This window comes from Turicimonas sp. TL08 (genome assembly GCF_054660695.1).
Map to the genome: position 1 here is coordinate 32787 of NZ_BAAGDP010000020.1, position 18214 is coordinate 51000.

Annotated in this window: 30 protein-coding genes; 5 read left to right on the forward strand and 25 right to left on the reverse strand. The window is 46.1% G+C overall.

Going from position 1 to position 18214, the window contains the following annotated elements; all coding sequences use genetic code 11:
* Positions 1-67: 67 nt before the first annotated feature.
* From rpsK to rplC, 24 genes are all read right to left on the reverse strand, one after another.
* A complete protein-coding gene (rpsK, locus tag ACYQ4O_RS10030; RefSeq protein ID WP_066594924.1) occupies positions 68-481 on the reverse strand; it encodes a 30S ribosomal protein S11 in 414 nt (137 codons plus the stop codon).
* Between the two features lie 13 nt (positions 482-494).
* Positions 495-860, reverse strand: a complete 366-nt coding sequence (gene rpsM / locus ACYQ4O_RS10035; RefSeq protein WP_217983951.1) for a 30S ribosomal protein S13 — start codon at positions 858-860, stop codon at positions 495-497.
* A 13-nt stretch (positions 861-873) separates the two neighbouring features.
* A complete protein-coding gene (gene rpmJ, locus ACYQ4O_RS10040; protein ID WP_008810441.1) occupies positions 874-987 on the reverse strand; it encodes a 50S ribosomal protein L36 in 114 nt (37 codons plus the stop codon).
* Positions 988-1132: 145 nt separating this feature from the next.
* A complete protein-coding gene (secY, locus tag ACYQ4O_RS10045; protein ID WP_281523875.1) occupies positions 1133-2461 on the reverse strand; it encodes a preprotein translocase subunit SecY in 1329 nt (442 codons plus the stop codon).
* 23 nt (positions 2462-2484) lie between these two features.
* A complete protein-coding gene (rplO, locus tag ACYQ4O_RS10050) occupies positions 2485-2934 on the reverse strand; it encodes a 50S ribosomal protein L15 (protein ID WP_277036406.1) in 450 nt (149 codons plus the stop codon).
* Between the two features lie 14 nt (positions 2935-2948).
* Positions 2949-3128 carry a 50S ribosomal protein L30 gene (gene rpmD / locus ACYQ4O_RS10055; RefSeq protein WP_066594917.1) on the reverse strand — a complete coding sequence of 60 codons (180 nt, stop codon included), beginning with the start codon at positions 3126-3128 and terminating at the stop codon, positions 2949-2951.
* A 16-nt stretch (positions 3129-3144) separates the two neighbouring features.
* Positions 3145-3666, reverse strand: a complete 522-nt coding sequence (gene rpsE, locus ACYQ4O_RS10060; protein WP_066594916.1) for a 30S ribosomal protein S5 — start codon at positions 3664-3666, stop codon at positions 3145-3147.
* Between the two features lie 9 nt (positions 3667-3675).
* The gene (gene rplR, locus ACYQ4O_RS10065) at positions 3676-4041 is read right to left on the reverse strand and encodes a 50S ribosomal protein L18 (RefSeq protein ID WP_066595996.1); all 366 of its coding nucleotides are present in this window, start codon (positions 4039-4041) and stop codon (positions 3676-3678) included.
* A 20-nt stretch (positions 4042-4061) separates the two neighbouring features.
* Entirely contained in the window at positions 4062-4595 is a 534-nt protein-coding gene (gene rplF, locus ACYQ4O_RS10070; RefSeq protein ID WP_308514937.1) for a 50S ribosomal protein L6, read from the reverse strand.
* Positions 4596-4610: 15 nt separating this feature from the next.
* The gene (gene rpsH / locus ACYQ4O_RS10075) at positions 4611-5006 is read right to left on the reverse strand and encodes a 30S ribosomal protein S8 (protein WP_066594914.1); all 396 of its coding nucleotides are present in this window, start codon (positions 5004-5006) and stop codon (positions 4611-4613) included.
* A gap of 16 nt (positions 5007-5022) precedes the next feature.
* Positions 5023-5328, reverse strand: a complete 306-nt coding sequence (gene rpsN / locus ACYQ4O_RS10080; RefSeq protein ID WP_066594912.1) for a 30S ribosomal protein S14 — start codon at positions 5326-5328, stop codon at positions 5023-5025.
* Between the two features lie 14 nt (positions 5329-5342).
* Positions 5343-5882, reverse strand: coding sequence for a 50S ribosomal protein L5 (gene rplE, locus ACYQ4O_RS10085; protein ID WP_066594911.1), 540 nt, complete (start codon positions 5880-5882; stop codon positions 5343-5345).
* A 13-nt stretch (positions 5883-5895) separates the two neighbouring features.
* Positions 5896-6216, reverse strand: a complete 321-nt coding sequence (rplX, locus tag ACYQ4O_RS10090; RefSeq protein ID WP_066594910.1) for a 50S ribosomal protein L24 — start codon at positions 6214-6216, stop codon at positions 5896-5898.
* Positions 6217-6226: 10 nt separating this feature from the next.
* Entirely contained in the window at positions 6227-6595 is a 369-nt protein-coding gene (gene rplN / locus ACYQ4O_RS10095; RefSeq protein ID WP_066594909.1) for a 50S ribosomal protein L14, read from the reverse strand.
* Between the two features lie 233 nt (positions 6596-6828).
* Entirely contained in the window at positions 6829-7089 is a 261-nt protein-coding gene (rpsQ, locus tag ACYQ4O_RS10100; RefSeq protein ID WP_066594908.1) for a 30S ribosomal protein S17, read from the reverse strand.
* Entirely contained in the window at positions 7086-7286 is a 201-nt protein-coding gene (gene rpmC / locus ACYQ4O_RS10105; protein WP_066594906.1) for a 50S ribosomal protein L29, read from the reverse strand. The genes rpsQ and rpmC overlap by 4 nt, the downstream gene beginning before the upstream one ends.
* An 11-nt stretch (positions 7287-7297) precedes the next feature.
* Positions 7298-7714 (reverse strand): 50S ribosomal protein L16, encoded by a 417-nt coding sequence (rplP, locus tag ACYQ4O_RS10110; protein ID WP_066594902.1) that lies wholly within the window; start codon positions 7712-7714, stop codon positions 7298-7300.
* Between the two features lie 2 nt (positions 7715-7716).
* A complete protein-coding gene (gene rpsC / locus ACYQ4O_RS10115; protein WP_308514942.1) occupies positions 7717-8517 on the reverse strand; it encodes a 30S ribosomal protein S3 in 801 nt (266 codons plus the stop codon).
* Between the two features lie 10 nt (positions 8518-8527).
* Positions 8528-8872 carry a 50S ribosomal protein L22 gene (gene rplV / locus ACYQ4O_RS10120; RefSeq protein ID WP_066594896.1) on the reverse strand — a complete coding sequence of 115 codons (345 nt, stop codon included), beginning with the start codon at positions 8870-8872 and terminating at the stop codon, positions 8528-8530.
* A 5-nt stretch (positions 8873-8877) separates the two neighbouring features.
* Positions 8878-9162 (reverse strand): 30S ribosomal protein S19, encoded by a 285-nt coding sequence (gene rpsS, locus ACYQ4O_RS10125; protein WP_066594895.1) that lies wholly within the window; start codon positions 9160-9162, stop codon positions 8878-8880.
* Between the two features lie 10 nt (positions 9163-9172).
* The gene (gene rplB, locus ACYQ4O_RS10130; protein WP_066594893.1) at positions 9173-10000 is read right to left on the reverse strand and encodes a 50S ribosomal protein L2; all 828 of its coding nucleotides are present in this window, start codon (positions 9998-10000) and stop codon (positions 9173-9175) included.
* Positions 10000-10299: a 50S ribosomal protein L23 gene (gene rplW / locus ACYQ4O_RS10135; RefSeq protein WP_066594891.1), complete on the reverse strand. Its 300-nt coding sequence runs from the start codon at positions 10297-10299 to the stop codon at positions 10000-10002. Before rplW ends, rplB begins: the two co-directional genes overlap by 1 nt.
* Positions 10296-10916: a 50S ribosomal protein L4 gene (gene rplD / locus ACYQ4O_RS10140; RefSeq protein ID WP_066594889.1), complete on the reverse strand. Its 621-nt coding sequence runs from the start codon at positions 10914-10916 to the stop codon at positions 10296-10298. The genes rplW and rplD overlap by 4 nt, the downstream gene beginning before the upstream one ends.
* Before the next feature lie 11 nt (positions 10917-10927).
* Positions 10928-11578 (reverse strand): 50S ribosomal protein L3, encoded by a 651-nt coding sequence (rplC, locus tag ACYQ4O_RS10145; protein ID WP_066594887.1) that lies wholly within the window; start codon positions 11576-11578, stop codon positions 10928-10930.
* 305 nt (positions 11579-11883) lie between these two features.
* Between rplC and ACYQ4O_RS10150 the strand changes: the two genes are divergently transcribed.
* The 5 genes from ACYQ4O_RS10150 (at position 11884) to ACYQ4O_RS10170 (ending at position 17236) form a co-directional block, all read left to right on the forward strand.
* Entirely contained in the window at positions 11884-12927 is a 1044-nt protein-coding gene (locus ACYQ4O_RS10150; RefSeq protein WP_460175516.1) for an FAD:protein FMN transferase, read from the forward strand.
* A gap of 319 nt (positions 12928-13246) precedes the next feature.
* Positions 13247-14710 (forward strand): FAD-dependent oxidoreductase, encoded by a 1464-nt coding sequence (locus ACYQ4O_RS10155; protein WP_460175517.1) that lies wholly within the window; start codon positions 13247-13249, stop codon positions 14708-14710.
* A 10-nt stretch (positions 14711-14720) separates the two neighbouring features.
* Positions 14721-15065, forward strand: coding sequence for a cytochrome c3 family protein (locus ACYQ4O_RS10160; RefSeq protein WP_460175518.1), 345 nt, complete (start codon positions 14721-14723; stop codon positions 15063-15065).
* Positions 15066-15068: 3 nt separating this feature from the next.
* Positions 15069-15869 carry an AraC family transcriptional regulator gene (locus ACYQ4O_RS10165; protein WP_460175519.1) on the forward strand — a complete coding sequence of 267 codons (801 nt, stop codon included), beginning with the start codon at positions 15069-15071 and terminating at the stop codon, positions 15867-15869.
* Positions 15870-16312: 443 nt separating this feature from the next.
* On the forward strand, positions 16313-17236 hold the full coding sequence (locus ACYQ4O_RS10170; protein ID WP_460175520.1) for a DMT family transporter: 924 nt from the start codon (positions 16313-16315) through the stop codon (positions 17234-17236).
* Positions 17237-17351: 115 nt separating this feature from the next.
* Here ACYQ4O_RS10170 and ACYQ4O_RS10175 read toward each other — a convergent pair.
* Positions 17352-18214, reverse strand: an 863-nt coding sequence (locus tag ACYQ4O_RS10175; RefSeq protein WP_460175521.1) for a reverse transcriptase domain-containing protein, incomplete at its 5' end; no start/stop codon positions are given.

Below are 18214 nucleotides of genomic sequence, written 5' to 3' on the forward strand. Positions count from 1 at the left end.
CTCTTATCCTGTGTGTTCCACATTCAGTCCATCAGATTAGAACTGATAAACGCGGGAATTTGTTTAATTAAACACGACGACGCTTAGATGGGCGAACACCGTTGTGAGGAACTGGTGTAACGTCCTGAATCGAAGTGACGCGAATGCCGAGTGCATTCAATGCACGGACGCTGGATTCACGGCCAGGTCCCGGTCCGGTAATACGGACTTCAACATTCTTTAAACCGTATTCAAGAGCATGACGTCCGGCTTGTTCTGCAGCAACCTGTGCAGCGAACGGAGTGGACTTTCTAGAACCCTTGAAACCCTGAGCGCCGGAGCTGGATGCAGCAATTGCATTACCCTGACGGTCAGTAATTGTGATGATAGTGTTGTTAAAGGAAGCGTGAACGTGAGCAATACCCTCGTTAACAACTTTCTTAACTTTTCTACGTGCGCGCTGAGCAGCGATCTGCTGAGCGTTTGGAATCTTACCTGCCATAGTCGTCTATACCTTACTTTTTGAGCGCTACACCAGCTTTCTTCGGACCTTTACGGGTACGAGCATTGGTGCGTGTTCTCTGTCCGCGAACAGGTAAACCACGACGATGACGCATTCCTCTGTAAGTTCCTAAGTCGATAAGGCGCTTAATTGATAACTGAACTTCACGACGAAGGTCACCTTCAACTGTGAACTGGCCGATTGCATCACGAATCTTTTCCAGTTCAGCGTCTGTAAGGTCTTTTACCTTCTTAGATGTTTCTACACCAACCGATTCCAAAATTTGGCGTGCACGTGGACGACCGATACCGTAGATAGCGGTCAAACCGATTTCAGCATGCTGATTCGGTGGAATGTTAATACCGGCGATACGAGCCATTTATTTAACCTCTTTAGCCTTGGCGCTGTTTATGACGTGGATCGGAGCAAATTACGCGAACCACACCTTTGCGCTTAATAATCTTGCACTTACGGCACATTTTTTTGACCGAAGCGTTTACTTTCATATTAATCTCCAAATGTGTGTTGACTTCTCGCAAAATCAACAAGTTAAAACTTGTCTAAATGTAGTGCATAAAGACAAGTTAAGCGTAAGGTGCGTGATTTTATCAAAAATCACGCACTCTTGCGCAAATTTATGGTTACTTTCCTTTAACGGGGAAGGGAACCTGGACCGAAACCCTTGAAGTTTGTCTTCTTGAGTAACGATTCATATTGATGGCTCATGAGATAAGCCTGAACCTGACTCATAAAGTCCATGGTTACTACCACGACGATCAATAAGGATGTACCGCCGAAGTAGAAAGGAACGTTAAAGCGTAAGTTCAAGAACTCAGGAACCAAGCATACAAACACCAGATAGAACGCGCCTGCTAATGTCAAGCGAAGGAGAACTTTATCAATGTAGCGTGATGTCTGTTCACCCGGGCGGATACCTGGAACGAATGCGCCGCTCTTCTTAAGATTCTCTGCAGTTTCTTTCGGATTGAAAACCAATGCCGTATAGAAGTAAGCAAAGAAAATAATCAAAGCTGCGTAAAGCAATGTATATAACGGTTGGCCGGGAGATAAAGAAGCAGCCAAGTCGCGAATCCAACGTGTGGAATCTCCGCTTGTAAACCATCCGGCTAATGTAGCTGGGAAGAGAATCAAGGAAGATGCGAAGATAGGAGGAATTACGTTAGCCATATTTATCTTCAAAGGAAGATAAGAACTCTGACCGCCGTAAACCTTGTTGCCAATCTGACGCTTAGCGTAATTGACTGTGATTCTGCGTTGTCCTCTCTCAACAAACACAACGAAAGCGGTAACCAAAATCACAATGGCGATAATGAAGATCATGGACAGCGGGCTGATTGCTCCTGTGGAAACCAACTGGAACAAGCTGCTGACGGCTGCCGGAAGACCTGCAACGATACCGGCAAAGATAATGATGGAAATACCGTTTCCAATACCTCTCTCTGTAATTTGTTCGCCAAGCCACATTAAGAACATGGTGCCAGTAACGAGAGAAATTACACAGACGCAGCGGAAGAACATACCCGGGTCGATAACCAATCCGGGCTGTGTTTCCAATGCGACTGCGATACCTAATGCCTGGAATGCACCAAGCAATAAAGTACCGTATCGAGTGTATTGAGTGATTTTCCTGCGTCCGGATTCACCTTCTTTTCTTAAGGCTTCAAGGGAAGGAAGCACATAAGAGAGCATTTGCATAATGATGGATGCCGAGATGTACGGCATGATACCAAGTGCAAAAATGGAGAACCTGGACAAGGCGCCACCGGAGAACATGTTGAACAGTCCTAAGATGCCGCCTTGCTGCTGATTAAACAGCTCGCGCAGAGTAACTGGATCGATTCCCGGAACCGGAATATGCGTGCCGATACGAAATACGACGAGAGCAAGAAGAAGGAATATCAATCGACGATATAAATCGCCGTACTTGCTGCTGGCTTTCGCCGGAGTATTTTTGGCCACGTTGACGGTTCCTTATGAATTGATTACTTGCTCTTTTCTTCTACAACGACGCTGCCGCCTGCTGCTTCAATAGCAGCTTTAGCACCTTTGGTGACAGACATTCCGCGAACAACTACCTTGCGGGTAATTTCGCCGGAAAGAATGACACGTGCGTCCTTGGAGTCAGCTTTGATAACATTGGCGTTGATGAGATCGCCAAGATTGACTTCATCAAGACCAAGTTTTTCTAAGTCAGACAAACGAACTTCTGCAACATTAGCGTGTGTCCAAGATGTGAAACCACGCTTTGGAAGACGACGATGCAATGGCATCTGACCGCCTTCGAAACCAACTTTATGGAATCCACCGGCTCTGGATTTTTGACCTTTGTGGCCGCGTCCTGCTGTTTTGCCCCAGCCGCTGCCTACACCGCGGCCAACGCGGTGAGCTGCGCTCTTGGAACCTTCAGCTGGCTGAATTGTATTAAGTCTCATTGTTATTTCCTCAATTATTCAGCACGTACTAAGTAAGATACGGTGTTGATCATGCCGCGAACTGCTGGTGTATCTTCGAGTTCACGGGTTTGACGAATTTTTCTCAATCCAAGACCGAGAACAGTAGCACGATGGGCTTTTTTGCAGCCGATCGGGCTCTTGACCAATGTAACTTTGACAGTCTTCTTGTCCATTTTGTTCTCCAATCTCTTAACCTAACAACTCTTCAACGGTCTTGCCGCGCTTAGCAGCAATTTCGCTTGGTGTGCGAAGATGGCTGAGAGCATCTAAAGTTGCACGAACCATGTTGTATGGGTTGGATGAGCCATGAGACTTAGCAACGATGTTGCGGATACCCATTGCATCGAATACAGCACGCATCGGGCCGCCGGCGATGATACCGGTACCTTCAGGAGCCGGAAGAAGCATAACGCGGGAAGCGCCATGGTGGCCGACTACTGAGTGATGAATTGTGCCGTTCTTCAATGGAATTCTTTCCATGGAATGACGGGCTTGATCCATAGCCTTCTGAACGGATACAGGAACTTCACGAGATTTTCCTTTACCCATACCGATGCCGCCGTCTCCGTCGCCAACAACTGTTAAAGCAGCAAAGCCGAGAATACGACCGCCTTTAACAACTTTGGTGACGCGGTTTACAGCAATCATTTTTTCGCGAATGCCGTCGTCCTGTTCCTCGGCTGCAGCGCCTTTAGCTGGTACTTTTGCCATTTTTTTTCCTTAGAACTTGAGACCGGCTTCGCGAGCAGCTTCTGCTAACGCAGCAACACGGCCATGATAACTATAACCAGCACGGTCGAATGCGCAGCTTTCGATACCGGCTTTCTTTGCCTTTTCAGCAATGCGTGTACCGATGAGCTTAGCAGCATTGACATTGCCGCCCTTTCCGCTTACACCTGCCAATTCAGCTCTTACTTCAGGTTCGAGAGTAGAGGCAGCGCACAGAACGTTCTTACCGTCGGCAGAAATAATCTGTGCGTAAATATGTAAATTTGTACGATGAACGGTTAAACGATTAACGTTCATGTGTCTGATACGTGCACGTGTTGCACGTGCACGGCGCAGACGATTTGCTTTCTTGTCGATCACTTTAAGACTCCGTACGATTATTTCTTCTTAGTTTCTTTAATGATCACGTGTTCATCAGCGTAGCGAACGCCCTTGCCCTTATAAGGTTCAGGTGAACGGAATGCGCGGATTTCAGCAGCAACTTGACCGACTTGTTGCTTGTCTGCACCGTGGATCACAATTTCAGTCTGGGTCGGAGTTTCTACCTTTGTACCGGCAGGCATTTGATAGACAACCGGATGAGAGAAACCGAGTGACAGGTTGAGCTTATCGCCCTGAGCCTGTGCACGATAACCCACACCAACAAGAAGGAGTTTCTTGGACCAGCCAACGGAAACACCCTTGTTCATGGAGTTGACCAAAGCGCGGAGTGTGCCGCTCATTGCGTTAGCTTCTTTGCTCTGATCTAATGCTTTAAAGTGGACATGACCGTCTTCAACCTTGACTTCAACGCGTGGGTCAAGCTTCTGGGTCAATGTACCTTTTGGGCCTTTGATGGTGATAACACCATTTTCAATTTTGGCTTCAACGCCTTTGGCGATTGTTACCGGAATTTTAGCTACACGAGACATTATTCCTCCTCACGATTAAGCGACGTAGCAAAGAACTTCGCCGCCAATACCGGCTTCACGTGCCTTGCGATCTGTCATAACTCCCTTTGGAGTGGAGACGATAGCAACGCCTAAACCGTTCATGACTTGTGGAATAGTCAAGTGGTTCTTGTAAACGCGGAGTCCAGGACGAGAAACGCGTTCGATGCGTTCAATAACCGGACGGCCGGCGTAATACTTCAAACCGATGTGAAGAACTGGTTTGCCTTCGTTGGCATCAACTGTGTAACCAGAGATATAACCTTCGTCTTCTAAAACTTTAGCAATTGCAACCTTCAACTTGGAAGATGGCATTGTTACTTCCGCCTTGTCCACTGTCTGACCATTGCGAATGCGGGTCAGCATGTCGGCGATCGGATCACTCATACTCATTTTGTAATCTCCTCGCTTACCAGCTGGCCTTAGTCAGGCCGGGAATGTCACCATGCATAGCTGCATCGCGAATCTTGCTTCTAGCCAAACCGAATTTACGGAATGTGCCACGTGGACGGCCTGTTAAACCGCAGCGGTTGCGCTGACGGCATGGGCTGGCATTACGTGGTAATGCTTGAAGAGCGGTGCGAGCTTCCATGCGCTCTTCCATCGAGCGGGTAGCATCGTTAATAATATCTTTAAGTTCTTTACGTTTTGCGGCGAACTTCTGTGCGCAAGCTTGGCGCTTGAGTTCACGGTTAATTAAAGCAAGCTTTGCCAATTAAATCACCTCGCTTAGTTGCGGAATGGAAACTTAAAGGCGCCTAAAAGTGCTTTGGCTTCCTTGTCAGTTTTGGCTGTTGTTGTAATGCTGATATTTAAACCACGGAGTTTGTCGATCTTGTCGTATTCAATTTCCGGGAAAATAATCTGTTCCTTCAAACCTACGTTGTAGTTGCCGCGGCCGTCGAAGGCACGTGGGCTAACACCACGGAAGTCACGAACACGCGGGAAAGCGATTGTGACTAAGCGGTCAAGGAATTCATACATACGTTCGCCGCGCAATGTAACCATGCAGCCGATCGGCATATTTTCACGAATCTTGAAGTTCGCAATAGCCTTTCTTGTTTTGGTGACAACTGGTTTTTGACCGGAGATCTTGGTCAAATCTTCAACAGCGTGATCTACAAGCTTCTTGTCAGTAACTGCATCACCGACACCCATGTTAAGAGTGATCTTAGTGATACGTGGAACTTCCATAGTGGTCTTGTAACCGAATTCTTTTGTCAAAGCCGGAACGACTTCTTCAAGGTATTTCTTCTGAAAACGAGACATTTGTTAAGACCTCTTATGCTGTTGCGCCAACTGTGGAGCCGTCACTCTTGAAGACGCGGACTTTCTTGCCGTCAACTACGTTGAAACCAACTCTGTCGCCCTTGCCAGTCTTAGGATTGACAAGCATGACGTTGGAAGCGTCGATTGGGAGTGTCTTGTCCATAATACCGCCAGCCTGACCAAGCATAGGATTCGGCTTAACGTGCTTTTTAACAATGTTGATGCCTTCTACGGTAACTTTACCGTCGTGATGCACCTGAGTCACTGTACCTTTTTTACCTTTATCGCGGCCGGTGATAACGATAACTTCATCACCTTTACGAATACGTTGCATTCTGTTCTCCTTAAAGAACTTCAGGAGCCAATGAAACGATCTTCATGAAGCGCTCAGTACGCAATTCGCGTGTAACTGGCCCGAAGATACGAGTTCCGATCGGTTCGAGTTTGTTGTTAAGCAGGACAGCTGCGTTACCGTCGAAAGAAATGGAAGAACCATCTTGGCGGCGTACGCCTTTGGCAGTTCTAACCACGACAGCACTGTAGACTTCGCCCTTCTTTACACGCCCACGGGGAGCGGCTTCTTTGACGGTCACTTTGATAATGTCGCCAATGTTTGCATAACGGCGCTTAGAGCCGCCCAACACTTTAATACACTGTACTGAACGTGCGCCGGTGTTGTCGGCTACGCTCAAATTAGATTGCATCTGAATCATGTTTTAATATTCCCAACTTATTCCAAGTTTGACAAAATGTCCTCGGATAGTATTGGTCCCGTCCGGGAGAAGAGTCCTCATCACAATTTCGCGAAGCCTTCAAAAAGGGTTGAAGGAGCTCCATTGATCTGATTCCCCAGTAAAGACCTATAGGTTTGCCTATAAATCAAAAGAGCCGCAATTATATCTAATCAAAGATATAGTTGCAAGCTCTTCTGATTTTTTGTTACAACTTAGATGATTACAGCTCTTTCGATAATCTTAGAAACTTTCCAGGATTTCGTACGAGAAATCGGGGTTGTTTCTGCGATTTCAACGATATCGCCTTCTCTCACATCGTTGTTTTCATCATGAACATGATACTTCTTGCTCTTGATGACAATTTTTCCGATCGGATGCTTGACTTTGCGTTCTACCAATACAGTGACGGTTTTATCCATCTTTGTGCTGGTAGCTTTACCGATCAATGTGCGTTGAAGTTTTGTTTCGCTCATTTGGAAGCTGCCTTTTGAGTCATGATGGTGCGGACACGAGCAATTTCACGACGAGTCTTTCTAATAAGACTTGTATTCTGAAGCTGCTGGTGGGACTTTTGGATGCGAAGATTGAACTGAGCTTTCAAAAGCTCTTGAAGTTCTTTCTTGAGACCGTCCATGTCCATAGCACGTAAGTCTTTATCTTTAGCCTTCATTTACTATCTCCTTACTGGCCGATTTGGCGTGTAACGAAAATAGACTTCAAAGGCAACTTAGCAGCTGCTAAGCGGAAAGCTTCTCTAGCCAACTCTTCATCAACACCGTCTAATTCATAAATAACACGGCCCGGTTGTACCAAGGCTACCCAGTATTCCGGATTACCTTTACCGTTACCCATACGGACTTCAGCAGGTTTGCTGGAGATTGGTTTGTCCGGGAACACGCGGATCCAAACGCGACCGCCACGTTTAATGTGACGAGTAATAGCACGACGTGCTGCTTCAATCTGACGGGCTGTCAGACGACCGCGTTCTGTAACTTTCAAACCGAAAGAACCGAAGGAGACTTTTGCGCCTCTCTGAGCCAAACCGTAGTTACGGCCCTTCTGGTCTTTACGGTACTTTGTTCTATTTGGTTGAAGCATCGTTATTCACCTTCTTTAGCTGGAGCTTCGGCTGCAGCAGGTTTCTGCTGACGCTGTCTGCCTTCGCTCTTTGCGCCTTCGGCGTTTTTACGGGAACGACGGCCAGCTGGTTTGGCTGGACGGCGGTTGCGACGGTCTTCACGTTCCGGAGCCGGTGCTTCTTGAACTGCATCACGGCCAAGGTTATCGCCTTTGTAGACCCAAACCTTAACGCCGATAATACCGTAAGTAGTATTGGCTTCGGAGAAACCGTAGTCAATGTCAGCCTTCAAAGTATGAAGAGGAACACGACCTTCGCGGTACCATTCTGTACGGGCGATTTCAGCACCGTTCAAACGGCCGGAGGACATGATCTTGATACCTTGTGCGCCGAGACGCATTGCATTCTGCATTGCGCGCTTCATTGCACGGCGGAACATGACACGCTTTTCTAACTGCTGAGTAATACCGTCAGCAATCAACTGTGCATCCAAATCCGGGCGGCGGATTTCTTCGATGTTGATATGGACTGGAACGCCCATAATCTTCTGGATGGCAGACTTCAAAACTTCGATTTCTTCACCCTTCTTGCCGATTACCATACCTGGACGAGCAGAGTAAATAGTAATCTTGGCATTCTTAGCCGGACGTTCGATAAGAATGCGGCCGACAAAGGCGTTTTTGAGCTTTTCACCCAAGTACTCACGAACCTTCAAGTCTTCTGCTAAAGTGCGGGAAAAATCGCGGCCAGTAGCATACCAACGAGAGGTCCAGTCGTGTGTTACAGGAAGGCGGAAGCCTGTTGGATTAATTTTCTGTCCCATACGTCACCTGTTATTTCTTGACCGGAGTATCGCCAACTGTCACATAGATGTGGCAAGTCTGCTTACCGATACGTGCACCGCGGCCTTTAGCTCTAGCAGAGAAACGACGCAGAGTAGCGGCCTTTTCAACATAGATAGAAGTAACACGGAGCTCATCGATGTCAGCACCGAAGTTGTGTTCTGCGTTAGCAATAGCAGATTCCAATGCTTTACCGACGATTCCGGCAGCCTTCTTCTGTGTGAAAGAAAGAATATTTAAAGCCTTGTCAACGGGTTTGCCGCGGACAAGATCAGCAACCAAACGGCCCTTTTGTGCCGAGAGGCGAACTCCACGTACAATTGCTGTGGTTTCCATTTACATTACCTCTTAGCTGCAACAGCCTTCTTATCGGCTGCGTGGCCCTTGAAAGTACGGGTAAGAGCAAACTCACCCAACTTATGGCCAACCATATTTTCATTAATAAATACCGGCACGTGCTGACGACCATTGTGGACAGCAATTGTTAAGCCGATGAATTCTGGGAGAATTGTCGAACGACGTGACCATGTCTTGATTGGACGTTTGTCACGGCTAGCTTGAGCAGCTTCGACCTTTCTCAGTAAGGACCCGTCAACGAACGGTCCCTTCTTAAGTGAACGAGACATTCAGGCCCCCTTACTTACGATAACGACGGGACACAATCATGTTGTCCGTACGTTTGTTATTACGAGTACGATAACCCTTGGTGAGCTGGCCCCAAGGAGTTACAGGTGCGCGACCTGTACCTGTACGGCCTTCACCACCACCATGCGGGTGATCAACCGGGTTCATTACAACACCGCGGACTGTCGGACGAACACCGCGCCAACGCTTAGCACCGGCTTTACCGAGCTCACGGAGGCTGTTTTCTTCGTTGCCAACTGTACCGACTGTTGCACGGCATTCAATCAAAATGCGGCGAACTTCACCGGAACGAAGACGAATCTGAGCGTATGCACCTTCGCGAGCCAATAACTGAGCGAATGCACCGGCGCTTCTAACCATCTGAGCACCTTTGCCCGGCTTCATTTCGATGTTGTGGATTGTTGTACCAACCGGAATGTTACGTAAAGGAAGTGCGTTACCTGCTTTGATAGGAGCTTCCTGTCCGCTCATGATTTCATCGCCTGCTTTCAAGCCTTTAGGAGCGATGATGTATCTTCTTTCGCCGTCTTTGTAGAGGACGAGAGCGATATTTGCAGAGCGGTTTGGATCGTATTCAATGCGTTCAACGATAGCTGGAATACCATCTTTATCACGCTTGAAGTCGATAATTCTATAGGCCTTCTTATGACCGCCGCCTTGGTGACGGACAGTGATACGGCCGAAATTGTTTCTACCGGATCCACGGTTTTTCTTTTCAACCAATGGAGCGTACGGTTTGCCTTTATGCAAGTCAGGGTTCACGACCTTAACTGCGTGACGACGACCTGCGGATGTTGGTTTGAGTTTGACCAGAGCCATTACTTCACCTCTTGTGCGAAGTTAATTTCCTGACCTTCGGCCAAGCAAACATAGGCTTTGCGAACATCGTTGCGCTTGCCTTCGAAACGTCCGAAGCGTTTCTGCTTACCTTTTTCGTTCAGGATGTTAACACTCTTGACATTTACTTTGAAAAGTAATTCAACAGCTGCTTTGACATCTTCCTTTGTTGCTTCGGGAACAACCTGGAAGGCATATTGATTATTCTTTTCGCCAATCATCGTGCTCTTTTCAGAGACGATGGAGCCGAGGATAACCTTGTAAAGAAAATCTTTGCTCATCCCCACATCTCCTCAAGAGTTGCAACAGCATCCTTAGTAACGATAACCTTCTTAAAGAAGATCAGTGACAGCGGGTCGGCATAGCGCGGTTCGACAACCCAAATGTTCTTAAGGTTGCGGCTGGCTAAATCTAAGTTAGAGCTGATTTCCTTAGTGATGATCAATGCGTTATCAACACCCATAGCTTTTAACTTGTTAGCGAAGTTCTTAGTCTTTGGTGTATCTACATCCATGCTGTCTACAACAACCAAACGGCCTTCTTCAGCAAGTCTGGAGAAAATGCAGGCCATAGCGCCGCGAACCATTTTCTTGTTGATCTTCTGAGAGAAGTTTTCGTCAGGTGTATTCGGGAAAGCTCTGCCGCCTCCACGCCAAACCGGAGAAGAAGACATACCAGCACGGGCACGGCCTGTACCTTTCTGGCGCCATGGTTTGCGTGTAGAGTGGTGTACTGCTTCACGATTCAATTGAGCACGTGTGCCAAGACGAGCATTTGCCTGATAGGCAACTACAACTTGGTGTACGAGTGCTTCGTTATATAAACGGGCAAACAAGGCATCGCTAGCCGCAAAGGTTGCGGTCTGCTGGCCCTGATCGTTCAATACTGTCAGTTCCATTAATCGCTCCTTTAAGCTTTAGCCTTGATGGCTGGACGAATAATGATTTCGCCGTTAGAAGCGCCCGGAACGGCGCCGCGAACCAAGATCAACTGACGTTCAGGATCTACGCGGGCGATAATCAAATTCTGAGTTGTGCGTTGGACATCACCTAAGTGACCTGCCATACGCTTACCTGGGAAAACGCGGCCCGGATCTTGGCGGTTACCAATAGAACCAGGAGCATTTGTAGACACGGAGTTACCGTGGCTGGCACGGTTTGAAGAGAAATGATGACGTTTGATAGCGCCAGCAAAACCCTTACCGATTGTTGTACCAGTTACGTCAACTTTCTGACCAACTGTGAACATATCGATAGGAAGAGTTTGGCCAACTTTCATTTCGCCAATCTTGTCATCTTCAACATGGAATTCTTTGAGCATGGAACCTGCTTCAACGCCAGCTTTTGCAAACTGACCCTTGAGAGGTTTGCTCACGCGTGATGGTTTCTTAGAACCAAAAGCGACTTGAACAGCGTTATAGCCATCAGTCTCAACCGTCTTAATCTGGGTAATACGGTTGTTAGACACGTCGAGCACTGTTACTGGGACGGAAACACCTTCCTCAGTAAAGATGCGCGTCATGCCAATCTTACGACCGACTAAGCCGAGCTTCTCACTCATTGTTATCTCCACCCTGGTTACGATTGACCAGGACATTCATTGAAAAAATAATCGCCAAAAGGTTGAGGCGATCACGAAAGTGGCGATCATATTCTTTTTTTTCTTTATTTGCAAATAGCTACGTTGATTTATTAATAATTTGTCACAACCGTTTAAAATTTTCTATTGCAAAAACCAAGAAAATAGGCTAGCTGTCGAACTTTGCGAAGATATCCTTTCGAAACATTTTGAATTTTGGCATTCTTCTTCAGAACCTTCGAGTTTTTATAATCCTCAAAATATTCGGCAAAAAATTCCCCTTCACGATGAAAAAACTTATTTTTCTATCTTTACTTCTCATTGCAAGCAGCCCTTTTGCTGCCTCTTCCGAACCGGAACAAAAGGTTTATCCCAATACGACTTGGGCAATTGGAACCATCGTCACTTCTCAGGTCAAAGCAGCCTCTGAAGAGAAAGCTAACTTTTGCCATAAACTAGTTAATGATGAAACCAGAAGACTGGAATATCTATTATCAGCTTACGATCCGGACAGTGATATTTCTAAATTAGGAAAACACGCAGGATCCTGGGTAGAAGTTTCTAAAGAGACAGCAGAAGTCCTGAAACTATCCAATAAGATTTCTTCTGAAACTCATGGAACCTATGATCCAACTGTCGGGGCATTAGTGAAATTGTGGAGCGTAGATCAGGACACGCATAGGATCCCGAGTAAAGAAGAAATCAAAAAAGCTTTAAAAAATGTCGGTTATTCTTCCATAGAGGTAAAAACAGAAGACGGCAAAAATTACGCCAAAATTGGCCCTAACCAAGAGATAACGCTCGGAGCAATTGGAAAAGGTTATATCGCCGATAAAGTTATGGAAGTTCTTTTAAAGAACGGCTGCTCAGATTCTTTGCTTAGTTTTGGAGGAAACATTATTGGCAGCGGAACTAACGGGGAAAATCAACCCTGGAGAGTCGGTCTCCAGACCCCAGCTAAAGATCGAGGCTATTATTTTGCTGTTCTTCCGGTAGACAACGCCTCCATAGTGACCTCGGGTGACTACGAAAAATTCTTTGTTCAAGACGGCGTCAAATACCACCATCTTTTAAATCCTTTAACTGGCAAGCCTGTTCGCGCAACTCTCTCTTCGGTCACTATTTACCACAAGAACTCTGGCACTGCAGATGCGTTATGCACAGCCCTTTTTGTTATGGGTTGGGATGAAGCTATCAACTATTTAAAAAAGCACCCTGATTTGATGGCAGTTTTAATGGATGAAGACCATCGTAAAGTTGCATATACTAAAAATTTAGAGGGTAAGCTCCGAATAGTTGACGACTATCTCAAAGCCAGCATAATTCAATAGCTTTTTCAAATAGTCTTATCTCAAATTTCACACCAATTCAATCGGTCTGTCTGTCGTTACACAGGCCGATTTTTTCTGGCTAATCCTGGCCGTTCGGTAATACTTAGTCTAGACGATTCTCTCACCTCTCATTCTCGTGAATCTCTCTCGGAAATTCGGATATCAGCCGGACCAAAAGTCTTCCAATAATGTTTATTTCAAGACTTCCTAATACTTCCTTTGTCCGTTTAGAGATATCGGTTGTCCGATTGTCCAATTGTTTCAGTTTCCAGGCATTTCTAGAATTTTATTGTGTTCGTTAAATCCCCTGGAGAATACAATGAAAAGAAGAAGTTTATTTAAAGCGGCTCCTATTCTTATGGCTGCCGGTGGCCTTCCGACCTTGGCCCGTGCACAAGTCACATCCTCTCAGAACGAATGGGACGTTGTAGTAGTTGGCGCAGGTTTTGCCGGACTTTGTGCATCCTTGGAGGCTGCAGAAAAAGGCGCAAAAGTTGTCCTTATCGAAAAAATGAACCGGCCTGACGGCACTACCATCTACTCCTCCGGATGGATTGCTTGTGTTGGCAGCAAATTCCAAAAGGATCATCCAGATTCAAAAGAAGCCTTTTTCAATGACATGATGAAGCTATCGGGATATCGCAGTGATCCTGAATGCATCAAAGTTTACGCAGAAGAGGCAGGAGACGGTGTTGATTGGCTAGCCAGTCACGGTACTCCTTTCTATCTATGGGAGAACCTTCCGGCTCCTGAACTTTCACGCTGCCTTATCTCACCGGGAGATGGAATCACCGGCGGCTCACAATTAGTTCGCTGTGTCTTAAAAGCATTAGAAAAGAAAGGTGTGCCAATTCACTACAACACCAAAGCTATCGAATTAATTACCGACGATTTATTAAATGTGAAAGGCGTAGTGTGCCTGACAAAAGACAAAAGAGTTGAGTATTTGGCTAAAGGTGGAGTTATTCTCACCACGGGAGGCTACGCTGCAAATCAAGCAATGGTCACTCAGTTCATTGGTCCGTGGGCATCTAGATTAGTTTTGCGCGGTTCGCCGTGGATTACAGGAGAGAACATCACAATGACTCAAAAAGTCATGGCCAAACTAGTTAATCTGGATCAATTCTATGCTGGTCCTATGACACCGACCGGAAAAGCGAATCCCTCTCCATTAATGCATGCTGGCTACGGTATCCAAGTTAACAATCAAGGCAAACGATTTGTGGAAGAAACATGGTTGCAGGTGCCAAAAGCCAAAGCAATTGCTGAAAGAACGCCTGACAATATCTCTTATATGTTGATCGGCCAAGACGCCGATAAGAATTCAAATATTCTTACGAACACTCTGACTCGTTTCCGTCGCCTCGGTTACGAAGTTCCATCAGGAAACACCATTGAAGAAGTGGCGAAAAAGGCCGGCGTTCCGGTTAACAATCTTTTAGCGACCGTAAAAGAATTTAATACCGCTGTCAAAAAAGGTAAGTGCAAGGATCTGGTCCCGCCTTATTCCTATGACGAACCGCACGCATTGGAAACTGGGCCTTATTACATGATTCCGGCTGCCGGCGGCATTGCCAGCACTTTTGGTGGTCCAAAGATTAACGGAAAAGCTGAAGTGGTAAACACAGAAAACCGTACTATTCCCGGACTCTACGCAGCAGGTGCTGCCGCAGGCGGAGTGTGGTATCAGGATGACATTGGCGGGAACCAATTAGGCGGCTGCATGGTTTTCGGACGCGTAGCAGGAAGAAACGCCGCTCTCAGAGCCAAAGAACAAAACTAAGGAGTAAAAAATGCGAAAAAATTTAGTTCTTCTCTTAGGTTCTCTTTTGATCGCTTTGCCGGCTATGGCTCAAGATTCTTTCCTTGCCGATAGGCACGTGACGAAGAGCGTGAATTGTACTGCGTGTCATGAAACGCAAGCTCCCAAACAAGGTGCCGAAGTCTCTTCCGGAAAGTGCGTCCAATGCCATGGAACTTTAGAAAATATAGCGGCAAAAACAAAAGACAAAAAACTTGATCCTGATCCTCATTACAATCATTTAGTTAACACTGATTGCCAAGAATGCCACAGAGGGCACGGACAAAGTACAAACGTTTGTGCCAATTGCCATAACTTAAAGTACAAGGTTCCTTAAACTATGACAAAGCCTTTTCCTGCAAAATGGCCAAAAGAGTTTGATCCAGATTCTTCCTCCATCTCTGCCGAATCTTTCTTAATTGAGCAGATGACGGAGGAAGCTTCACCTCCGAAGCTGCATCGGCACACCACCGGACAGCTCAGTATAACTTTAAATGGTCACGCAGGAATTGTGCTTCAAGAAGGATACTGGGGAGTGCCGGTTGCTTGCGCTGCATGGTGTCCAGCTGGCACTTATCATTGCGGAGTTCTCAGCTCAAATGCGCAAGTCCTTTTTGCACACTTTGATCCTCAATTTTCTTCATTACTACCAAATGTACCTCAGAGACTTGTGCTGAACTCCATGACTTTGGAAATGCTTAAGCACGTATCTCAGAAAAAAATAAAGTACGGTGACTCTAACCATTCAAGCAAGCTCTGGGAAGTTATAGTCCAGGAACTCTCTTTATCTACTGTACTGCCAAAAATCTTTGCGCCTCTTCCTCTAAATCCTGAACTTCGTCGATTAACCGAACAATTTATCTCGGATGCCGGCTGTCGGAACAAAACGGCCACCGATGTCGCAAAAGCCTTGAATGTCTCCGAAAGAACGTTGAGGAGGAGACTTCTTGAAAATACTGGATTAACTTTCGCAGAGTGGATCGGCCAAATCAAATTATGGGTTGGGATAAGCGAATTAAGAAAAGGAAAAACTGTTGAAGAAGCAGCCTACGAAGCAGGTTTTCTGAATCCTTCTTCATTCATTGTTGCTTTCAAGAAAGTTTTTGGAACCACGCCCAGTTATTTCAAACGGAACGTATGAAACTAAATTTTATGCGTAGTCTCAGGGACCGGCTTCGTTTTTAGTCTTTGCTAGACTACAAGCTAAAAATTTTCAAATCCTTCTGAGCTCCTGCGAGGCAGTGCTTTCCGTTGGATCTGGAGCAAATTTTCTTCCAAACATCTTGATGTAAACGTCATCTTCGATCCAGATCGTTTTACTGACCTACAAAAGAATAATTCCTCAATCCTTTCAAAGGCACGCCAGCTGGCGCCTCAAACAACATCAAGAGGACTTTTTCTTCCAAACATTAAGACCTGCAGCATCGTTTCAACTCTCAAGGTTTTCTTCCTCAATACGATGAGCAATAGCGGATAAGGAATCACAAATAGTTCGGCATGGTAGTGTGCCCGTAATACTTACCTTTCAATGAGTTGTCTTTTCACTCCTCCTAAAATCGGAAAGGATTGAAATGTGTAGACGGTATGAATATCAGAACTATAGGCTTAGTCCTCGGTGTAGCCTCCGGCATCTTGTGGGGCTTAATGGATATTGCCTCCCAATTTCTTCTTCACAACTGTCAAATGGAGCCGCCAGCATTCATTTCTTTAACAATGGTTATTACCTCAGCGGTACTAATTTTTTATTGTCTTGCCACTAGACCCCAGAAGTTTTTTGTTCCGCTCCGCTCAATACACAGTTCTTTTTCCCTGATAGTATTCGGTTGCCTTATTCTTGGTACAGAAGTTGCTTTTTTCTCCTGTGTAAAGGGGACCAACGCTGCGACAGCAGCAGTTCTTGCCTCAAATCGTCCATTCTTTATCATGCTGCTTCTTTGTTTTCTTGGCTCTATGCCAACAATCAAACAATTCTTATGCAGCGTAATGGCGGTCACCGGAATAGCTTTACTAGTCACTAAAGGAAATTTTTCCAGCCTGTCGTTTAATGCAGTCGATACTCTTGTCGGATTGGGTGCCCCGTTTTTTAGCGCTTGCTATACCTTGCAGTCCCGAAATCTTATAGAGCGTTTTGACCCGGTTGTTGTTATGGCGTGGGCAATGACGATGGCCACTATCTTAGCTAACTGCTATGTGCCTTTTTGGAGCGTCCGGCTGGAATGGACGACTTTATTTATATTAGCGATTTTGTGCGTCAGTGTCGTAGGCCACATCTTGGCCTATCTATGTTATCTGCTGAGCGCAAGCAAAATTAATCCTACTGTAACCGGTGTTCTTGAAACAGTTGAACCTTTAACGACTGTAGTCCTCTCTTACCTTCTCTTTAAGATTGCTTTGGATAGAGCGATGGTAGGAGGAGCCATTTTAATCTTGCTTGCAGTAAGTATTCTTGGTCTAACACGTCACAGAAAATCTGCTATTGATGCCTCAGCAATGAATTCCAAGCATTAGATGCTGCTCACTTTTAGTGTGAGAGTTTAAAAATTCATCGAGATCGAGTAGAGGGTTGGGTTGCCCCGTCCCCCTCTCACAGCACCCACCGTACGGTTCCGTAGTGGGCGCTTCATTAACAAATCGCCATAAAGCGGAGAGAATACAACCCTAATCTGGCGAAACGGCGGTTCTTGATGGCCAGGTTCATATGAGCTTGGCCCGAGCTCCACCATGCACCTCTGCCATTTACCGAACTTCTCCAGGCTGTTTCAGGATCCAAACCTAGTTTGATCAGGTTCCGTTCCCTCGTTTTCGGTCTCTTCCATGCAATCCAGATAAGTTTACGGAGATGGTGGCGAATTCTTTCGTCCATTTCACTCCAGTACTTCTTTCTGGTATCGAGGCGATAGTAGTTCCTCCAACCCCTGAGGACGGGAGTTATTCTTTCTATCGTTGTCTTTAAGGAAGTTCCCCGTGCTGAGTTAAACATCTTGTGGAGTTTCGTCCATAATCTCTTCACCGACTTTTCCGCCACGACAATACGTTTATTGTCTGCTTTGGAGAACGTGTAGCCGAGAAATGTTGAGTCCTTAGGACGAAAGGTTCCGCTCTTGTCACGATTGACTCGTAACTTGAGCTCTCCTTCCACGTATTGTGTGATGCTGTTTAATACTCGTTGAGCTGCTTTCTCAGATTTAACGTATATGTTGCAGTCATCGGCATATCTGACGTGGCTCAGTCCTCTGGATTCGATTTCCCAATCGAGTTCCGTGAGCATAACATTTGAAAGCAATGGACTGAGGGGTGAACCTTGCGGTACCCCTTGGATCCGAGGGCTTACAAGCCCGTCTTCCATAATACCTGCGTTAAGGTATCTTCTTATTAGCTTCAGGAGTGGCTTATCTGTTATCACTCGGCTGACTCTATCCATCAGAATGTCGTGGTTGACTCTGTCAAAGAATTTGGACAGATCCATTTCTACAACCCAACATTTGC

Bases quoted from the DNA above. Each gene is read 5' to 3' on its own strand.
- rpsK (WP_066594924.1), bottom strand. From the start codon at position 481: ATGGCAGGTAAGATTCCAAACGCTCAGCAGATCGCTGCTCAGCGCGCA.
- rpsM (WP_217983951.1), bottom strand. From the start codon at position 860: ATGGCTCGTATCGCCGGTATTAACATTCCACCGAATCAGCATGCTGAA.
- rpmJ (WP_008810441.1), bottom strand. From the start codon at position 987: ATGAAAGTAAACGCTTCGGTCAAAAAAATGTGCCGTAAGTGCAAGATT.
- rplO (WP_277036406.1), bottom strand. From the start codon at position 2,934: ATGAGACTTAATACAATTCAGCCAGCTGAAGGTTCCAAGAGCGCAGCT.
- rpmD (WP_066594917.1), bottom strand. From the start codon at position 3,128: ATGGACAAGAAGACTGTCAAAGTTACATTGGTCAAGAGCCCGATCGGC.
- rpsE (WP_066594916.1), bottom strand. From the start codon at position 3,666: ATGGCAAAAGTACCAGCTAAAGGCGCTGCAGCCGAGGAACAGGACGAC.
- rplF (WP_308514937.1), bottom strand. From the start codon at position 4,595: ATGTCTCGTGTAGCTAAAATTCCGGTAACAATCGCCAAAGGCGTTGAA.
- rpsH (WP_066594914.1), bottom strand. From the start codon at position 5,006: ATGAGTATGAGTGATCCGATCGCCGACATGCTGACCCGCATTCGCAAT.
- rplE (WP_066594911.1), bottom strand. From the start codon at position 5,882: ATGTCTCGTTTTCAGAAGAAATACCTTGAAGAAGTCGTTCCGGCTTTG.
- rplX (WP_066594910.1), bottom strand. From the start codon at position 6,216: ATGCAACGTATTCGTAAAGGTGATGAAGTTATCGTTATCACCGGCCGC.
- rplN (WP_066594909.1), bottom strand. From the start codon at position 6,595: ATGATTCAGATGCAATCTAATTTGAGCGTAGCCGACAACACCGGCGCA.
- rpsQ (WP_066594908.1), bottom strand. From the start codon at position 7,089: ATGAGCGAAACAAAACTTCAACGCACATTGATCGGTAAAGCTACCAGC.
- rpmC (WP_066594906.1), bottom strand. From the start codon at position 7,286: ATGAAGGCTAAAGATAAAGACTTACGTGCTATGGACATGGACGGTCTC.
- rplP (WP_066594902.1), bottom strand. From the start codon at position 7,714: ATGCTTCAACCAAATAGAACAAAGTACCGTAAAGACCAGAAGGGCCGT.
- rpsC (WP_308514942.1), bottom strand. From the start codon at position 8,517: ATGGGACAGAAAATTAATCCAACAGGCTTCCGCCTTCCTGTAACACAC.
- rplV (WP_066594896.1), bottom strand. From the start codon at position 8,872: ATGGAAACCACAGCAATTGTACGTGGAGTTCGCCTCTCGGCACAAAAG.
- rpsS (WP_066594895.1), bottom strand. From the start codon at position 9,162: ATGTCTCGTTCACTTAAGAAGGGACCGTTCGTTGACGGGTCCTTACTG.
- rplB (WP_066594893.1), bottom strand. From the start codon at position 10,000: ATGGCTCTGGTCAAACTCAAACCAACATCCGCAGGTCGTCGTCACGCA.
- rplW (WP_066594891.1), bottom strand. From the start codon at position 10,299: ATGAGCAAAGATTTTCTTTACAAGGTTATCCTCGGCTCCATCGTCTCT.
- rplD (WP_066594889.1), bottom strand. From the start codon at position 10,916: ATGGAACTGACAGTATTGAACGATCAGGGCCAGCAGACCGCAACCTTT.
- rplC (WP_066594887.1), bottom strand. From the start codon at position 11,578: ATGAGTGAGAAGCTCGGCTTAGTCGGTCGTAAGATTGGCATGACGCGC.
- ACYQ4O_RS10150 (WP_460175516.1), top strand. From the start codon at position 11,884: ATGAAAAAACTTATTTTTCTATCTTTACTTCTCATTGCAAGCAGCCCT.
- ACYQ4O_RS10155 (WP_460175517.1), top strand. From the start codon at position 13,247: ATGAAAAGAAGAAGTTTATTTAAAGCGGCTCCTATTCTTATGGCTGCC.
- ACYQ4O_RS10160 (WP_460175518.1), top strand. From the start codon at position 14,721: ATGCGAAAAAATTTAGTTCTTCTCTTAGGTTCTCTTTTGATCGCTTTG.
- ACYQ4O_RS10165 (WP_460175519.1), top strand. From the start codon at position 15,069: ATGACAAAGCCTTTTCCTGCAAAATGGCCAAAAGAGTTTGATCCAGAT.
- ACYQ4O_RS10170 (WP_460175520.1), top strand. From the start codon at position 16,313: ATGAATATCAGAACTATAGGCTTAGTCCTCGGTGTAGCCTCCGGCATC.